The sequence below is a fragment of the Alloalcanivorax dieselolei B5 genome (assembly GCF_000300005.1).
Classification (GTDB): Bacteria; Pseudomonadota; Gammaproteobacteria; order Pseudomonadales; family Alcanivoracaceae; genus Alloalcanivorax; species Alloalcanivorax dieselolei.
Map to the genome: position 1 here is coordinate 3,525,349 of NC_018691.1, position 18,861 is coordinate 3,544,209.

Annotated in this window: 7 protein-coding genes and 1 pseudogene; 3 read left to right on the forward strand and 5 right to left on the reverse strand. The window is 62.7% G+C overall.

Annotation, left to right across the window (positions count from 1 at the left end):
* Nucleotides 1-81 precede the first annotated feature (81 nt).
* The 4 genes from B5T_RS15635 to B5T_RS15655 form a co-directional block, all read right to left on the reverse strand.
* Nucleotides 82-11,661 carry a filamentous hemagglutinin family protein gene (locus B5T_RS15635; protein ID WP_041717067.1) on the reverse strand — a complete coding sequence of 3,860 codons (11,580 nt, stop codon included), beginning with the start codon at nt 11,659-11,661 and terminating at the stop codon, nt 82-84.
* Between the two features lie 157 nt (nt 11,662-11,818).
* A complete protein-coding gene (locus B5T_RS15640; protein ID WP_014995500.1) occupies nt 11,819-12,799 on the reverse strand; it encodes a FecR family protein in 981 nt (326 codons plus the stop codon).
* Nucleotides 12,800-12,860: 61 nt separating this feature from the next.
* The gene (locus B5T_RS15645) at nt 12,861-13,382 is read right to left on the reverse strand and encodes an RNA polymerase sigma factor (protein WP_014995501.1); all 522 of its coding nucleotides are present in this window, start codon (nt 13,380-13,382) and stop codon (nt 12,861-12,863) included.
* 919 nt (nt 13,383-14,301) lie between these two features.
* The gene (locus B5T_RS15655) at nt 14,302-14,598 is read right to left on the reverse strand and encodes a hypothetical protein (protein ID WP_148279280.1); all 297 of its coding nucleotides are present in this window, start codon (nt 14,596-14,598) and stop codon (nt 14,302-14,304) included.
* Between the two features lie 95 nt (nt 14,599-14,693).
* Here B5T_RS15655 and tnpA point away from each other — a divergent pair, with 95 nt between their 5' ends.
* The 3 genes from tnpA to tnpC all read left to right on the forward strand — a co-directional run bounded on the left by tnpA (nt 14,694) and on the right by tnpC (nt 17,061).
* Complete coding sequence (tnpA, locus tag B5T_RS15660; RefSeq protein ID WP_041716686.1) at nt 14,694-15,077, forward strand: IS66-like element accessory protein TnpA; 384 nt, start codon at nt 14,694-14,696, stop codon at nt 15,075-15,077.
* Nucleotides 15,074-15,409: an IS66 family insertion sequence element accessory protein TnpB gene (tnpB, locus tag B5T_RS15665; RefSeq protein ID WP_014992698.1), complete on the forward strand. Its 336-nt coding sequence runs from the start codon at nt 15,074-15,076 to the stop codon at nt 15,407-15,409. The genes tnpA and tnpB overlap by 4 nt, the downstream gene beginning before the upstream one ends.
* 74 nt (nt 15,410-15,483) lie before the next feature.
* Nucleotides 15,484-17,061 (forward strand): IS66 family transposase, encoded by a 1,578-nt coding sequence (gene tnpC, locus B5T_RS15670; protein WP_014992699.1) that lies wholly within the window; start codon nt 15,484-15,486, stop codon nt 17,059-17,061.
* A gap of 858 nt (nt 17,062-17,919) precedes the next feature.
* On the opposite strand, the pseudogene B5T_RS15685 reads toward tnpC, so the two are convergent.
* Nucleotides 17,920-18,861 (reverse strand): annotated as a pseudogene (locus tag B5T_RS15685) (IS5 family transposase).

Sequence of the window (18,861 nt, forward strand, 5' to 3'; positions counted from 1 at the left end):
TACGGTGGCCCCTGATGGGGCCATTTTTTTCCGTGTCATACCCATAACCAAGTCATTACCTCATCGGTAACCCGGCACCTCTCATAAATTGCGCCGTTCCCGAGACGTCAACCGGCTGCGGGCCTCCTGACTCAATTCTCCTGCCCCGAGTATCCGTACCGCGCCATCCGGGTTGTAACTTAACGGCTCCGACCGCGGACGATCACCGCCCTGACCACCCAGGCGCTCATCGCCATAGCCAAGGATTTCCACACTGATGATGGAGGGTTGCCGGCGGGGCGTGCGGCGGGTGACCTCCTCCGCCGCCTTTTGCGCGCTGCTCGCCGCCTGACTGGCGGAGGTCAGGGCGCCGACGTTAACCGCGATCACGGGAGGCAACCCACTGGACTCACCCCCCACGTCGATGTTGTCCACATTGACCACCTGGTAGGCGGCCACGTTGAAGTTACCGGCCACGCGAATCCCCGCGTCCCCGGCGTTAACCGTGCCTTTGGGCGCGATCAGGTCCACATCACCCTCGCCCACCGTTCCGATACCGCTGCCGCTCAGGTCCAGTTTCTCCTGCACCGTCACATTGCCGTCCTCATCCGCCGTGATGTCCGGTGGCTGCCCCACTCGTACCGTCTTGGCGCCACGGCCCGCATCGATGTCGCCCAGCGTCGCCCACAGCACCTGGTCACTGCCCAACGGGTCGGCCCGTGACACGAAAGAGAGAATGCGTGAGCGGTTGACCACGATATCCTGATCGGTGAACAGGTTGATCTGCCCTGGTGAGGCCAGCGTCGCCAGACCGTAGCCGTCAGGCACCGTCGCCCCCAACGCCGCCACCTGCAGCCCACCGCCGGGGGTGAACGCATTGATGTCCCCACCTTGGTGAGTGCGCACCGCCATGCGGTTGGCCGCGATGTTGCCCTGCCCCCTCCAGCCGCTTTGCCAGTCATCCGGCAGGTCCAACGCGTAGCGCGCCGGCAGCGTCGCCTCATCAGGGGCTCGGAACAGAGTGTCGATGGCCGCGTAGCCACGCCGGTAGCCGCCATTGACCGGCTTGTCCTGCGCATCGACCTGGTTCTGGTCGCGTCCGCCTTCGCGTAGTTCGTAGATAAACACCTGACGCAGAAACTGCTGCCGCACCAGTTCTGGCAGCGCCTGGTACTGCTCCCAGGCCTGCGTCGGCGTCAGCGTACCGTCCCCGGCCCCCGTCAGGTCGGCCACCCGCTCGGCGCCGAGCATCCGTTGCACGAACGATACCAGCCCACGCCGCGTAAGCTTGTCCAGATCACCGCGCGGCTCCACCCCATCAGTCAGATACAGCGGCACCACCGTGCCATCCGCCAGAGTGGTTTTCAGGTAGTCCGGCATGGCGGCCACGTTGGCCGGATCCAGATACGCCTGCTCGAACAGATCGTAGCGAGCCGTCCCGTTCATGCCCGCCATCAGCGTGATGTTGGCCCCGTCCTCGGGCAGCGCTTGCATCGGGGCGTAAAGACTACCGCCCACGCCGGTACTGCCGGCCGGCGTGGCAGTGGCATAATTCCACAGCCGATTGCCGTCCGAGAACAACTGCAAACTGCCGGCCTGGATGTCGCGCCCGGCGGCCAATACCAGTTCGCCCGGCCCCTGGATGATCACCCGGTTGGCGTACTCCCCGGGCATAATGTTGTTTCGGCGTATCCGCCTTGCAGTCATCGCCAGGATGTCGTTGCCCGCCTCCAGCAGGGTGACATCAGTAGCGCGCAGGTTACGTGCGTTCAGGGTAAAGCTCCGGATGTCGGTGCCGGCCCGCACCTGCACCGCTTCCGAAGCGACCAGGTCCAGCCCGGTGATCGACCCGTCCACCGCATACAGACGGCTGGGTTCGAAGTCATGCTGTTGCAGAGGCAGCACTTCGGGGTTGTCCTCGAACCCACCATACCCGCGGTTGGTTAAAAAGACGTTTGACCAGCCCAGGCCATCCTCGATCGGACCTTGCAGGAGTCTCTTGCCCGGCACCAGGATGCTCGAGGCGCTGGGGGCGCCCAGCGTGGACATGGCCATCACCACACTGCCGACACCCCTTTGCCCTGGGCCATCGCCACTCAGGAACTTCAGATCCCGCGCCGCCAACAGCGACAGGTCGGTGGTATCGCCGGTCATCATCGGCATCAGCCCCAGCAACGCGATGTCGCCATCGAATGCCGCCACCCGCGTATGCGCCGGAAACAGCCCAATAAAGGGCGTACTGTTGATGCCGTTCGTCATACCCGGCACCTGCGCGGTCTGCAAGGTGATGTGGTCCGCCTGGTTCTCCAGCCGCACGTCCCCCCCCACCGATACCAGCGACAGCGCGGTGCGTGCGGTCTGGCTGATCATGTCGGCCGAGCCGCGATAATTTTGCGCCAGAGCCGCGTCCTCGGCATCGATCAGACTGCGGCGGATCAGCAGCGGATCGATGGCGGTCTGCAGCACCAAGTCGCCCGCGCTTTGCACGTTGAGGGACGCATCCGACAATGCCAGGACCGGTGCAATGTCATATGCGTAGGAGGTGCTCCCCACCGTACCTTCGAGATGGTAGCCGGTGGCGGTTTCACCCGCCCGGATCTCACCGGCACCCCGGCCCACGTAGTATTGCCCCGCGCGGATCGCGCCGCCCGCGTCTACCTGGAACCGCCCGCCGTTACGGATATGGGTCACCGGCACCGCATCCGTGGCCGAACGCCCGCCGCTGACCCGCATGTTGCTCGGCTGTGCCACCACCAGGTTAACCAGATCACCGCCAGCCGACAGGCTCACATTGCCACCGCCCAGCGCGCCCAGCCCCTGCTCAAAGTCGGCATGGCTGACCCACCAACTCGGTTGCTGTCCCTTTTCCGACATAATGGGCGGATTGCCCCATGAGCCGTCGGGCAACTGCTGATACGGCTCCTGTCCGATCTGGAAGCCGTCGTAAAACTCGCTGGGATCGGTGCTGCTCCCGCCCAGACGCCCCTGACGGAGCAGCCACTCGGTGATGATCTGCTCCGAGCGGGAACCCTGTTCGGTGGGGGCCCGAACGCTGCCCCGAGCGGCAATGTCCACGTGCCCGCCCCCAATGCCGTACTGTGCGTCCACGCTGCCGGTATCAAAGCCGCCACCCAGCGTCGGGTCGGCGTCGGCACGACCCGCCGTGTACAGCACCGATTCCTTGTGCGCCAGCACCAGGTCACGCCCGGCCCGCAGCGTCAGGTCGCCGGTGCCGGTGCGCACCAGCTTGCCGGCGCCATCATTGGCGCCGACGGTGCTGTCCGCCGTGCCCACGCGGGTCGTGCCGCTATCGGCGGCGAGCGCATTCGACGTCTGCGTGGCCAACGCATCCACTGAGTCCAGGTCCGCTCCCGAAACCAGACGCAGATCCCACGAAGCGGCCTGCTGCAAGCGCGCCGCCTCGCCCTCCTCATTGTGGCGGCCGGCCACATCAAAGCCGTCGCTCAGGTTGCCATCGATGTTCAGATTGCCGCCGGCGCGCAGCGTCAGGGTGCCTTCGCGATGGTCCGCGCCAAAGCTGTCGGACAGGTTCCAGTCGCTGCCCAGCGTCAGATCGCTGTCGCTGGTGATCCCGATGCCCGCCACCAGAGTGTAGGCCGCCGCGTTGTCGCCCAGGCCGGATAGAATACCGCCGTTACCCGCAAAGGCATTGGCCTCGCCGATCGCCTGGTCCTTGACCGATTCCACCGTGCCATCCACGCTTGTGTAACCCCGCATCCCTTCCAGCACCGCCGAACGCGCGCCCTGCACCGTGGCGTTCAGTGCCGTCACCTGCAGTCCGTCATTGTCCGCCGTGCGCTGTGCCCGCAGCCGGACCTTGCCCCCTTCGCCGCCGCTCACGTCCAAGGTACCGCCGGCCAGATGCAGATTGCCGCCCGCCGCCTCCAACGTGATGCGCCCGCTGCCCAGGCCGTCCTCCGTATCCGTGGCGCGTGCCCGCAGTACCGCACCGGATTGCATCGTCAACCCCTGGCCGCCGACCATCCGAATGCGGCCACCGTACTGTGCGCCGGTATCAATGTCGGCGGTGCCGTCGATCGTGATCACGCCCTGGTCGGTGATCAACTCAAACGCCGCCACACGGGTCACGCCCGCCACCGTGACATCCCCCTGGCGGATATGGAACTGCCGTGACTGGTCAAAGCCCGTCGCATTGAGCGTCTGCGCCAACGCGCCAAAATCAGCCAGTTCGTCGATGGCCAGCACGAAATGGCCGCCGCGACCGCCGGCACCGGACTGCGCCTGCAGCGTACCGGCGAAGTTCACCCGGCCCCCTTCGCTGGCGTCGATGGTCAGACTGCCGGCGTCGCCGCCCGCTTCCTGCGCGGCCACATCCAGCAGGCTGCCCGCGGCCAGATCGATCAAGCCCCCTTGGCTCGACAGACTGATCTGACCGCCATCCGCGTATTCATCCACATCGAAGAAGGATCGAACCAGACCGCCGGCCCGCAGGCTGCCCGATTCCGTCAGCGTCAGATCGCCCGCGCCGGACGCCACCGCGATGCTGCCACCCAGCGCCAACACCGGTAGCGCCACCGTGGTGCCCTGGCCCGAGAGACGCAACCTCGCGCCCAGGCTGTCGCGCCCTCGTTCCGCCAGCGCCGCCGCATCCAGACCGTCACCGCTCTGCTCAAGCGTCAATTGCCCTTGCGTCACCACTGCCTGGTTCGAACCGGAAAGTCCTTGCAGTACCGGCGCACGCAGCGACAACGCCGCGCTCCCCGCATCCAGGTTGCCGCTGCCGTCGGCCATGATGCCCTCGTCCCCCGACAGCATCACATGAGCAAACCCGCTGACCGTCTTGTCTCCCACGCCCAACACCAGCTCGTCCGCCAGCAGTTCCAGACGGCCATGGCCCGTGCCGGCCTCGACCGAGGGCGCGCCTGTGTTCTGCAAGGTCAGCTTCGTCGCCTGCACCTTCACGGTATCGGCGCCATGACCTTGCAACCCCGCGGCATCGAGCACTACTTGATCCAGCCCACTCAGATCCAGCGAGCGGTGGAAGTCCAGACTGCTATAACTGTGCAACGTCAACGTCCGGGTTTGGGACAGTTGTGCCAGTGCCGCCTCGTCCAGTACCAGACCACTGCCCCCGCCGATACCGATCCGGCCTGACGACACTGACAACGCCGTACCCGAAAGCCGCGCCCCTGCCGCCATCTCCGTCGTGTTGGTGGCGTCAATCAGCAGCGCCGCACCGCCATCCAGCACCACGCCATCACTGATGCGCACCCGCCCACCGGACGTGGTATCCACGTTCTCGCGCAACACCCGCACCGCCCGACCACTACTCACCCGCACCAGGGCGCCCCAGTCGCTGGACGGCGTTTCCAGGTAGTCATCATCGGGATTGGTGGGCGTGTTGTTGTCGTTCCGGACTTCTGCTACCTGGGGCGCCATCACCAGGTCCGCCTCTTCCCCGCTGGCCTGGCCGGCGGAGCGCAGCACGCTGCCGGCCTCGGCCGTCACCTGCTCCGAGGCCGCCAGGATGATCTCGGGGCCGCTCAGCGCCGAATCCACGTCATTGCGCAGTACGATATCGCTGGCCGTCACATCCACCTTCAGACCCAACGCATCGCCGGAGCGTGTGCCGCCCACCAACAGGCTGCCGGCGCCAAAGCGCGACAGCGTTCCGGCATCCACGATCAGGAATCCTTCGGCCTGCAAATCGCTGCCGTCGCGGCCCGCCCCCACGATGGCCACCTTTTCGGCGGCGATGTCCACCAGGCCGCCACGGCCATCACGATCGGCCTGCGAGCGCAGTTGGCCGTCCAGCGTCAGCGTCTGTCCCGCCTTGAACACAACAGAACCGCCGTCGCGGGCCAGACGCGGCGTCACTACGTCCTGACCGGTCAGGCGGTACTGGCTCAGCTTGAACGCCTCCGAGGAGAAGAAGTCGTTGCCGAAGGCTTCATTGTATTCGCTATAGCGACGCACCAGATCGCCGGACATTACCCGCCAGGCCGAAGACACCGGATCCTGAGCCCCACTGATGTCGTCCCGCTCACGCCCTTGCATCAACAGGCTGCCGTCGCGCAGCGTCGCCGACGGGCCCGTCGCCGCGCTGTCCCGCCAGATCGCTCCCGTCGCCTGCACCGCAAAGGCGCCCGGCAACAGCGCATGGTGCGCCGGCAACAGGGTGTACCAGCCGGCCTCCAGGCCATCGCCGCCGGCCAGCCACACCTGCCGGCCCGCACCCTCGCCCGCCTCGGGCGACAGCCCCTGGTAACCCGGCCGCACCGCGTACATGCCCGGCAGTGTCAGCACGTCGTGCGAACCACCCGGCCCCGGCACGTGCTCCCAGGCGTACAGGTCACCACCGCCGGCGACGTCCACCACCGCGCCATCGCCCATCACCACATCCGGCGCCTGCAGCGTCACCCGCTTCTCGGGTGGCGCCGACAGGTAGCGGTTCTCCTCGGTATGCTCGCCCCTTGGGTTGTCGCGGTCCCGTCCTTGCGGGTTGGCCGGGTCCAGCCAGTATTCATTGTTGCCCAGATTGCCGTAGGGCACGATGAGACCCGCGCCGGAAACCGAGGTCAGACTGCCCGCGCCCAGCACCAGCCGATCACTGGCGTCCAGCACGATGTCGCCAAAGGGCGCGCGGAGCACACCCTGCTGCTCGATCACCGGGGCCGACAGCGTCAGACTGCCCCCCGCCGACAGCGGCGCACCGGCCTGGCCGTTACCGCGCACGGTGATGGCTTCGCCCGACTGGATCCGCCCCCGCACCGCCGTGCCCGGATAGACCTGCGCGGCAGCGATCTCCAGCGCACCGTCCACGTCCAGCGTGGCACTCAGATAGCCGTCGTCATCGGGAGTACTGGCCAACAGGCGCAAATCCCCCGTCTCCAGTACGGTGCGTTCGAAGCCACGGATCGTCGCCGCACTCTGACCGCCCATGATATCCATGACCTGGCGTGCTGACAGGTGCAAAGTACCCGCGAGGTTGGTGTCGATGGCATGGTTCTGGGTGGCGTTCAAGACCACATGGTTAGCCTGCAAACGTGCCAGTCCGCCTTGCCCATCGCTTCTGATTACCGGCGCGGCAAGTGCCAAACGTCCATCCACATTCAAATCCACCCCGCTGCCCAACCGGATACCCGTCTGTTGCGAGGCCAACGCCACATCGGCAAAACCACCTTCGTGTATCGAAGAAGCCGCCACCACCGTACCGGCCTTGGATACCCTATTGATGGGATTGATCTGGATTTTTTCGCCCGCTTCCCTTGAAGAACCGAAGTGGAAATACTGGTTCAGCAGGTCAATCACTCTGCGGTCGATGGCAGGGTCGTACTCCCAAGCCGTCACTTCCGTGGTGCCGGTCAAATCATCCGCGGCGGCTTGCGCAGAGCCTTCGACCACCACCAGGCCCTTGGTGGTCGATGAACTCTCCGGCAACGTATTCAGCGCATCGAGCATCACGAAATCCAGCGTAATCTCTTCATCGCCATAATCTCCGAACACATTCAGATTGCCGCTGCTGGTGCGTATCCGCGTAAAGGTGCCGGGAGAAGATTCATACCATAGAGCAGAGCCCAACCTCTCGGACAAAAGCATCTCTTCCGAGGCGCCTCCGACACTTCTGTCTTCGATACTCAGGCGCCCGCCGGCCGCGTCATCGCTGCCAGCTTTCGCCAACAGGACCGAATCCAACACGCCGCCTTCTGCACCGAATTCAAACTCAATGCCGCCCCCATCGCTGCCCAACTCCAGTTCGGTAGACCGCAAGGCTAGCGCCCCCGAAGCAAAGGGGCTCCCGGTCCGGTATTCCACCGTACCGCGCGCACCCGACACGTCGATCAGCGCGCCGTCCTGGGCGTTCAGTCTGCCCGCTGCCCGCAGCGTGACCGTGCCGCCGACCAGCACCTCGCCCTGACGAAGCTGTGTTGTGGGATCGCGAAAAATTTGCGCCGCGCCGGGCAGCAGCAATTGCGCGCCCCGGGCCAGTGTCAGATCGCCGGCCGCCTGGGCACTGAAATCTCCCGCCGGCGCCAGCACGCGGCCCTCGATGACCATGTTCCCGTTGTCCGCTGATGCCCCCGTGTTATCTCTTCCGGCCGTCAAGGTCACCGTCCCGCCGGGCTCGGTTTCGATGCTGGAACCCACGCCCAGGCGGATATCTCCGTCCGCTGTGTCCAGACTCAGCCCGCCCTCAGCCCGGCCCCACCGGAACCGGTCCTCCACCCGATGCGCGGCCAGCACCTCCGACAGCGACGCGCCGCTGTCCAGCTCCGCCAATGTTTCCCCCGCCAGGGTCAGATTCCAGCCCAACGGCAGTACACTGACCTGTGCGCCCTCCGGCACCTCGATGTCACCCGGGTCCGTATAGATCGTCACCGCGCCAAAGCCGTATTCGCCCAGTAGCGTGCCCGGCAGCCAGACCGGCGCGTCCTCCCGAGCCGCATCCGGTCGCGTACCACCAATCTGCACATCCCCTGTCAGATTGATCCGCAGTTGGGCGGCATCCGCGCCCGACCAGGCGCGCAAGTCCAACGCATCGAGCTTGGCCGTATCGAAGCCGGACAGCGTCAGCGAGCCGGCATCGCCGGCTTCCAGCACCGCTTCCCTGTCTCGACCGTCCCAGCCCAGCCAGCCCCCGCCGGTCAGGTTCACCATCGCCCCCTGCTCGACAGCGCCCAACCGTCCCAGCACAACGCTGCCGCCGTGAATGGCGCGGCCCAGTGTCAAAGAGCGGTCGGCATAGTCGTTGACCCATTGGCCGCCAACATCCAGCACACTGGATCCGCCAAGATTCACCGTGCCCAAGGAGCCCAAAGCAATACGGCCTCCCGGCGTCCGGATACTACCCAGGATGTCCATTTCGACGGCTTCGGGGTTGCTTGAATTGATCCGCGCGCTGAACTCGGTGCCTGGCATCAGATCCACGGAGGCACCGGCTTCCAGCGTGAAGCCGTCGGTCACATTCAAGGTGATCTCGCCCAACCCCGAATCCGACAACGCCCTGTCGGACAACCAGGTGGTGGAGCCCGAAAGCGGCGACTCGTCTTCCTCCTCCTGTCCGGCCAGGAAAACGCCGTCAATTTGCGAATCGATACTGAAGTCCTTACGCAACAGCACCGGCGTGTGGCTGATGATCACCCGCCCCGGCGTCCACGGACGGTCATCGTTGCCCGCACCACCCAGCGTCAAGCTGCCGGCCTGGGCAAGATCGGACAGTTCCTGAGCCCGGTCCCCGGGCTCCACCCCGCCATGGAGCTTGCCTTCCAGAATCATCGCCTCACCGGCCCGGACCGTGATCGAACCGGCATCCCGCCCTTCCACATAACTGGATTCATACCGCGGGCGTGAGATCAACGGGTTGGTATAAGTGTCCGTCACGCCCCAACGATCGTGCGAGCGCTCATAAACCCCCGCCAGACCGACGTAGGTCATGTCCGTGGGCGCCGAGGAGATGTTGTGGATGCGCCCATCGGCTCCGAGCAGTTGTGTCGTGGTATTCCAGCCGTCGCTATAGCGCACCGAACCACCGGAGACATCCAGGATCGAGCCGGGCCGTGTGATCACCGCGCCGCCGGCCTGAACGGTGATGTTCCCGCCCGCCGACGCCAGTTCGGCCAGGTCGATCAGGCTCGTGCCCACCCAGCCGGTCACATCCGCCAGTGGTGTGCCAACCCAGGCGCCCTTGATGGCGTTGCCGGAGCTGTCCGTAAGCCATTCCACGCCCGCCATCGGGCCGTCCGTGAACTGCCCCGACACACGCCGATCCACAATGACTTTCTTGCCGTAGAGCCAGGTAGCGTGCTGCAGAAAGGAATCCTTCAGTTCGTTGATGCGCAAATCCACCTCAACGAAGTTGCGCGCCATGTCCACCGGCATCTCCAGCAATCCCGCCGTGCTGATATAAGCGTCTTCGCCGATCAGGATGCGACTGCCGTCGCCCGCGCTTTCGTTACGCCGGTTGCCATTGATGAAGTGATAGGGGTTGGTCGCCGCTTGCAGATCAATATTGCCCGCCGCCGCCGTCACGCTGGCGCGGGGACGAATGTCGATCTCTTTGCCGTAGAGTTCGATGCGGCCCGGCCGGTAGCGATCCGGGAGTGCGCTGATCTCGATCTCGGTGGCATCCTCCCAGTCATTGACCACCTGGGTGACGCTGTTCTCGCCCAACGTGACGGTACCACCGGACCAAGCCACCAGATGATCAAAATCGCCGTTTCCTTCAAAGGAAGAGCCATGCCCATACATCCCCTGGCCCCAGGCACGCAACCGGATCGAGCCGTCGCGGTTGTTCAGCGCCGTGCTGGCCTGCAGGATGCCGTTCTGGTTGATCTCCCGCGAAACCAGGGTGATGTCACCATAATCGGCCTGCACCAGGCCGGTGTTGGTGACGCTGTAGCCCACCTCGGCGGCACGCTGCTCCATCATCGGTAACACCTTTGAGACAATCTCCCGCTCAAAGGTGCTGTAGGTTCTGTCGCCGATGGCCGGCCCGTAATTGAAGGTCCAGGGCCGCACCGCGGACACCACCGCGTCGAAGCCTCTCACCGTGGGGTTCGTCTCGTCGGCCTCCAGCCATACGTTTTCCCCCGCCGCCATCAGCGTCTGCCCGCCAGGAGTGCGGATCTCTCCGTGGTTGCGGACTTTCGGGGCGAACAGCATCACGTGGCCATCCTTACCCTCGATCAGTGCGCCGGCCTGCACCTCCACATCACCCGGCGCCTCACCCGGCTCAAAGGCCGCCACTTGTCCATCCGGCTGGCCCGCCGTGTCAATGGACTCCCGGTTCGACATCTCGGTCGGGTTCTCCCCGAAGGTCGGCAGGCCGTGATGCGAGCCGCCGTTGACCCAGCCCAGATCGTCCCGTTCCGTGCCCAGCCGGACGTTGATCCCCGCCTTGAACTGCTCATCGCTCAGTTTCAGACTGGCGGCCACCAGGTTGCGCACGTTGACCTGGCTGCTGCCGTTAAACACGATGCCGTTGCGATTGATCAGATACACCCCGCCCTCGGCCTTGATGCGACCGGCAATCTCACTGGGTCGACCGTTGGGGTCGTTGACACGATTCAGGGCCGACCAGTCGTTGCCCCCGGTCTTGGCGTCAGTGCCGGCGCTCTGATCGAAGTTCACCGTGGTCTTGCTGCCAACGTTGAACGTCTCCCAGTTCAGGATCGCTTTCTTGTCCGTCTGCTTGATGGTGACCTCAGTACGGTCTCCGTCCCGGCTTTGCCGCGGGGCCTCGGCGTTATGCCAGCCGGCGGTCAAGGCATTGGTGTCCACTTTCAGACCGCCGTCCACCAGACCGTTGGGCACGTTGGCGGAGGCCTTGGCCGCGGCACGGGCCGCGGCCTGCTGTGCCGCGATGGACGCCGCCGTCCGTGTCATGCGCTCGAAAGATCGCTGCGCTTCCCGGTTACGCTTCTGCTGTGCCAAGGGCGGTGGCCGATGTGGATGGCCGGAAGGACGCTGGGCACGCTCGGCACGGCCCGCTCTCATGCTATCGAACCATTCCGCACTGAACGGACGTTGACCCGCCTCAGACTGCCCGGCGCCCACCGCCAGAATCAGAGCGATGGCCTGGACCAACGGCTTGCGGGTCATCACCGCCGCCGTTTTTTTATTACGGTCTTTGGTTACAACGGCGGACTTGAGGGCGCGAGCGCGGGGCGCGGTATTCGACGGCATGGTAACGTCATCCATTCAGTTCCAGGGAACCACCTTGTGCCAATGAGCCCCACGAGGGACGCGCATTCGGACAAGCATGGCATGCTGAATGGATGACCGGGCGATTGCTCGAGGACCGAATCCCTGTCATGAAAAATTCACCGCCTTGGGAAACAAAGCAGTGCCGGCGGCATCAACTCAGTATCACGACACCGCCAGGCAGGAAGGTGGAGTGAGCGCCGTAGGAATCGCGAATCAGCGCGATGACGGAGTCCAGTTGATCCAATCCGATACGAGCCTGCACACGGCGCTGAGCCAACTGCTCATTGAGAAGAATGATCCTGCCTTCGCGATACCGATTGATTTCGGTGATCATCTGAGCCAGCGACTCGTCATCGAAGATCAGCATGCGATTTTGCCAACCCGTGACTTTTTCAATGTCGGCCGTGATGACGGACGCCACGCCCTGATCGTCATAGAGGAGTTGTTGCTTCGCGGACAGTTGTCGCAGGCCGTGAACGGTCTCAACCGAAAGACGCCCTTCGATACACGTTACGCAGGTCTCGCCATCCCAATGGCGAACATTGAAGCGCGCCGCCTTGGAGGTGATGGTTCCCTTCCCCACAAAGACGGTTAACGGAGCGCCGGTCTGCGCCACCTGCACCCCCACTTCTCCGCCAAGCACTTCCAACGCCAAGGCCCCGTCGGAAGAAAGACGCTGATTCACACGGGTCCGAGTGTTCATTTCCAGCTGGACGCCGTCGTTCAAGGCCAGGCGTTTTTGTTCACCAACCTCGGTGTGAAAATCACCCTGTCCATTCAATCCGTCCCACACGGAGGAAACAGCAATGTACCCAACCGCTGTGGCAGCCAGTCCGATAAAGGCCCGGCGCCCCATACTTTGACCTCGAGCAGGCTTCGCCGGCGGGGCGTTGGAGCGGCCCTGGACGCTGCCATCACCGTGCTCCACCTCCGCCAGCGCCGGTTCCAGCAAAGTCCATAGCTGACGGGCCTGGGCGAGCGCTTCCTGATGACGGGGACTGCGGGCACACCAGGCCCGGAACGCCTCCGCGTCCTCGGTTGTGGCGTCCCCCGACTTGAGGCGCACCAGCCACGCTTGCGCTTCCTTTCTTAAAACCAACACATCCTGCTCCGGATGTTCCTGCTCGTTCATGAGGTTTCCGTCACCGCCTTCCAGGTTTGCTCATCATCCGCATTCTCAAGGCGCCTCAATGCTATGACGCCTTACCGGCACCGGGACCGAACCGGCGGATCACCCGTCGGTCCACCCTTTCGCCACAGAACGCCAATGCCGCCTTAAGTTCCTTTTCCACCATGCGAACGGAAATCCCGAACTGCCGGGCGATCTCCTTATGGGGTATGGCCTCCATCCGTGATGCCACCAGAATGTCCCGTCGACGAGGCGGCAGCGCCTCTATGGCGGCTTTCAAGGCCTCCAGTTCATACCACTCCTGCGCCCGATCCGCGGGATTATCCGTGCCCTCCCCCTCATCCAGCAGCGCCTCGATTTCATCGGAGTACAACAGGCGGGCGGACTTATTACGATGATCATGGGCGACATTCATCGCCACCCGATAAAAGTAAGCCCCCGGGTTATGTATTTCCTCCCCCTTACCCAATCGGTCAACGCGCAACCAGGTCTCATGCAGGACGTCGTCGGCCAAGTCTTCGTTGCCCAGGCTGAACCTCAAGCGTCGCCGCAGTTCGGCATAGCAGGCCAGAAATTCGTCACGCACCTCCTATTCCCTCCCTATGGCAGCGCTTGGCTCTGCTTCGTTCGGACAAGGCGTCCCGGTCGAGGGCACCACCAGCACCGTTAACGGCTGGGGTAGCTTTGCCGCCAATCCCGGTTCGACATGTATACCTCGAATCACTGACCGTAAAGCGTGATCGCGCTCTCCATCACCGCTGCTGTCCAAAAGTTCCACTTTGCTCACGTCCCCCCTTTGATCGGTCCATAAACGCATGGCGGCACGATAATGCCCTGGACGGGTGAGCCGATTCGAACACAGTCGCCGATGAAGGCGCTCCTGAATGGCCGCGGCCACGCGATGTCCCCCCAAACCCGGCTGGGACAAGCCCGCACCGGAACCGGTTCGCCCGGGCATACCCTCGGACCGCCGATACGGCACCAGCGTCAGGGCTTTCTCAGCCTGGTACCGCACCTCCAACTCATGCGGCCCCAACAGCCGCTGTAACGCCTCTTTCGGTGTGTAGTCACCGATCACAGGAAAGGAACGCCGATTGCGGACCAGTGCCGCGTCCACCAACACCGTAAGGCCGGTATCCTCACTGTATCGTTTGATGGCCTGCCCCAAATCCATGGCGGGAATATCAAAAAAGTAGGAGGGCTGCGGTGCGAGAGGCTCAGCGCGGGCTTGAAAAGAGGCCGAGCTGGCCACCCCTATCAGCACCATGGCCACCGCGATGCTCAGTCTCATTATCTTTTTACCCACTAGGTAGGCAGGGGTAAGTTGAATATCAGGTGCACGCAGGTGAAGGGTGGACAAGAAATATGACGTTTCGGTGAACGCGAGCTACTCATTGCGGCAACGCGGCTTTCAGGCAGGTGTAACCCCTTCTGCCTCCATTAGCATCCTGCTCTCAGCCCGCCTCATCCGCTATACGGCTACCTACGAGCGTGGGCAAGTCCCTCTAGTAGAACCGCTCGACAAAGATCAGTCCAAACACGAACCCAATCAGCGCCAAAACGCCGGGAATGGCATAAACCCATAAAAAGGTATGCCTTCCCATCTCCCCCTTTGAATAGCGCTTATAGCCCGCGTCATAAAAGAACGCTCCCAAAATCAAAAGGAAAAAGAATGCACTGGAAATATCTAGGACTCGATCCGGGCCGACCCAGACCCACCAAGCACCCGATCGAATAGCCGAAAAGTAGACAACAATCACCTGCAAGACCAGAAAAACAGGTTTAATCATCACTCGCGCCATTACTACAATCTACGTAAGCGTCCGGCGACCCCATCTTGAGTCGACGGTTGCGGCCTTCACGATAGTGTCCACTTATTTCTTAGTGGACACTATCGATGGACCCGTTAAGCGTATCTCAGCCCCAACCTCAACCACGACGTCGCCGTCACTTCTCCCGTGAGTTCAAGGCGCACATCGTGGCCGCCTGTCAGGAACCGGGCGTGTCCGTCTCCCGGATCGCCCTGGACAACCAACTCAACGCCAACCTGGTCCGCCGCTGGATCCGTGAAGCCGAGCAAGCCGGCCAGACAATAACGTCACCCGCGTTTATGCCCTTGGCGGTACCGGTGGCGTCGAGCCCTCCTGACCGGTCTTGCGCCAAGGAGTCGGGTAACCGCATCCGCATTGAAGTGCCCCGCTCCGGCGGACCGGTCATCGTGGAATGGCCCGCCGAGCAAGCCCATCAGTGCCTGGCCCTGTTACGCGAGCTGCTGCGATGATCCGCATCGACGAGATCTGGCTGGCCACCGCGCCACTGGACATGCGCGCCGGACCGGACAAGGCCCTGGCCCGGGTGATCCAGGTGTTCGGTGCGGCGAAGCCACATCAGGCTTACCTGTTCGCCAACCGCCGGGGCAACCGCATGAAAGTGCTGATCCACGACGGCTTCGGTATCTGGCTGTGCGCCCGCCGGCTCCATCGGGGCAAGTTCCACTGGGGTGACGCTTGGCGCGGCGATCAGTTGCGCCTGAATGAAGAACAACTGGCCGCCCTGGTGCAGGGCCTGCCCTGGCAGCGACTGGGCGACGAGGCCGTGATCTCGGTGCTGTAACCACACCTCGTTCCCGTTGGCTATACGCCCAACCTCCAATCGCCCACCGGGCGCTGGCTTGGCATACTGTCCGCATGACCTCGCGCCCTGACCTCAACGCCCTCTCTCCCGACCAACTCCGTGCCCTGGCCACCGAGTTGTTCGATCACTTGGAGAGCAAGGATCGGGTCCTCGCCCAAAATGACCGGACCCTCAGCCAACAAGAAAAAGCGATCCGTCACCGCGACGCGGTGATCGAGAAACAGGCCCACGAACTGGCGCTGCTCAAGCGCCACAAGTTCGCCCGGCGCAGCGAGCAGTTCAAGGGCGTGCAGGGCCAGTTGCTTGACGAACTGATCGACGCCGACCTGGCCGCCATGGAGGCGGAGCTGGCCGAGTTACTTCCAACGCAGGCGCCCCCCGCCGCTGCCAAGCAACAGCCCAAGCGCGCCCCGCTACCGCCCCAACTGCCCCGCACCCTGATCCACCATGAACCCGAGGATACGCAATGCCGCTGTGGGTGTGCGCTCAAGCGCGTCGGCGAGGACATCAGCGAGAAGCTGGACTACGTGCCGGGCGAGTTCACGGTGGAGCGCCATATCCGGGGCAAGTGGGCCTGCGAGCAATGCGAGACCTTGATCCAGGCGCCGGTGCCGAGGCAAGTCATCGACAAAGGCATCCCGACGTCTGGGCTGCTGGCCCAGGTGCTGGTGGCCAAGTACGCCGATCATCTGCCCCTGTACCGCCAGGAGCGCATCTTCGGCCGGGCCGGTCTGGCGATCCCCCGTTCCACCCTGGCCGAGTGGGTGGGCACCTGCGGTGTGTGGTTGCAGCCACTGGTGGATGCGCTCAGAGCCCAGTTGCTAGCCCAGCCGGTGCTGCACGCGGATGAAACGCCGGTAGCGATGCTGGCACCGGGCAAGAAGAAAACCCACCGGGCCTATGTGTGGGCTTACTGCAGCACCTCGTTCTCTGAACTGAAGGCCACGGTCTACGACTTCGCGCCCAGCCGGGCGGGCGCACACGCCCGCGCCTTCCTGGGGGACTGGCATGGCAAGCTGGTGTGTGACGACTACGCTGGCTATAAGGCGGGCTTCGGCGAGGGCATTACCGAGATCGGTTGCCTGGCGCACGCCCGTCGCAAGTTCCACGACCTGCACGTGGCCAACAAGAGTGAGCTGGCCGCCCAAGCGCTGGAGTCCATCGGTGCGCTGTACGGGATCGAGCGAGAGGCGAAGGATCTGCCGGATAAAGACCGCCAGCGCTTGCGCAACGAAAAAGCCCGGCCCATCGCCGACGCCCTGCACCAATGGATGATCTCCCGACGGCAAAAAGTCCCGGACGGCTCGGGTACGGCCAAAGCCCTGGACTACAGCCTGAAACGCTGGGCGGCGCTGACGCGCTACCTGGACGATGGCGCGGTGCCGATCGACAACAACCGGGTGGAAAACCAGATCCGCCCCTGGGCGCTGGGGCGCAATAACTGGCTGTTCGCGGGCTCTCTGCGCAGTGGTCAACGTGCGGCCGCCGTCATGAGCCTGATCCAGTCGGCGAAGCTGAACGGCCACGATCCTTATGCGTATCTGAAGGATGTGCTGGCTCGGCTGCCGACGCACAAGAACAACGCCATCGACGAACTCCTGCCGCAAAACTGGGCGCCGACCTCCGCCTGACAAGGTGGGATTACCGGACGCTTACCAATCTACCGCTTAAGAGCATCAATAAAGGCTCCAAGAAAGACCGATCAAGAATAAGACAGATCCTATAACCATCATACTCTTCCCGTATAATGGAAGTCTCTTTTCCATCCTCTCTCTTTTATTCCTAACGTTATCAGCAGCGCGATACGCCTTTTGACCCCTGAGAATATGCTCCTGAAGTCGAAAATTAAACTGAAGCTCTCCAGCCTGCGGCAACAAAAAAAGCATCAGACCTAAAAAGAGTAGCCCTCCCCCAAGGACCAAAAAACCTGTCGCATCAAATGAGTTACCCAATATTTCCATCCAATCATTTTTCATACATCCAGCGTATCACGCCCTCTATGCCTTAAGCCCCAACACCCTTGTTAACATCGATATAAAAACACCTAAAACTATGCCCAAAACAACGATAGTTGCTCGCCATACTACCACTTTCCGCCTCCCCCTCCTTCTTTCCGATTGGAGACTAGCGACATACTCAGCGGCCATGTCAGCGCCATTCTCACGAACATATATCTCACCGGAAGGCCTATAGATTTTAAAATATCTCACCTCCAACTCAGCCTTTGAGGACTTCTGCCAGTCCCAAAAATTCGAGAATCTGACCTTAGGAAAGGTCTTTATATACAGGCCTTCCGATTGGCACATACAATAAACAAAACCTTCTGAGCTCCTTTTCCTGAATGCTTAGGAACCTCTGAATAACGCCGTTTCATTGCCTGCGAGATCAGATCAGGGCCAAGTACACGGACATTTCATCCGTAAGTCGGTCTTGATGGCTCATTTTCCCGCCCGATTGCCGCTATTTGGCGACAATCGGGCACACTTGCCCTATGACAGCAACATCTTCTTCACCCGAAGAAGGTTCGCAATACCCGCCATCACATAAAAGCGGTTTTCGTTTTTCGCCAGCCCTCGATACCGAACCTTGCCGTAACCGAACAGGCCTTTGAAGATTCGGAACGGGTGCTCAACCTTGGCCCGCACGCTGGCTTTGAGCCTCTCGCTCTCCAGCCCGATGTCCGACATGATGCTGCGTCTGCCAGGGCGCTCCGCAATGAACCACTGGGCATGGCGATCTTTATGTTCTTCCCGTTTCTGGATTCCGCAGTAACCCGCATCCGCCCAGATCCGCTTTTACTCACCGTGAAGTAATCTGTCCGCCATATTCAAGTCATGCTCGTTGGCGGCACTGGTGGCCAGCCTATGGATCAAACCTACCGTGTCATCAACACCAATGTGACACTTCATGCCAAAGTGCCATTGGTTCCCCTTCTTCGTCTGGTGCATCTCCGGATCGCGCTGCTTGGCCTTGTTCTTTGTCGAGCTTGGCGCCTCGACAATGGTGGCGTCGATGATGCTCCCTTCACGAACAATCAGGCCATGCTGATCCAGCTTCCGGTTAATCTTCTTGAACAGCTTCTTACCGAGGCCATGACGCTCAAGAAGATGCCGGAAATTCAAAATGGTCGTCTCATCCGGCACCTGGGCAAGGCAAATACCCGCAAAGCGGCGCATCGACTCAATCTCATAAAGGGCATCCTCCATTGCCGGATCACTCAGGTTGTAGATCACCTGCATGATGTGAATCCGCAGCATCGCCGACAACGGATACGCCGGACGTCCCGTGCGATTTGAGGCATAATACTTGGCTATCGCTGTTTCCAGCGAGCTCCACGGTAACAACTTGTCCAACTTCTCCAGAAAGACCTCTCGCCGAGTCTTGCGCTTCTTCTGTTCGTACTCGGCTTCGGCAAACGTCAGTTGGCTCAT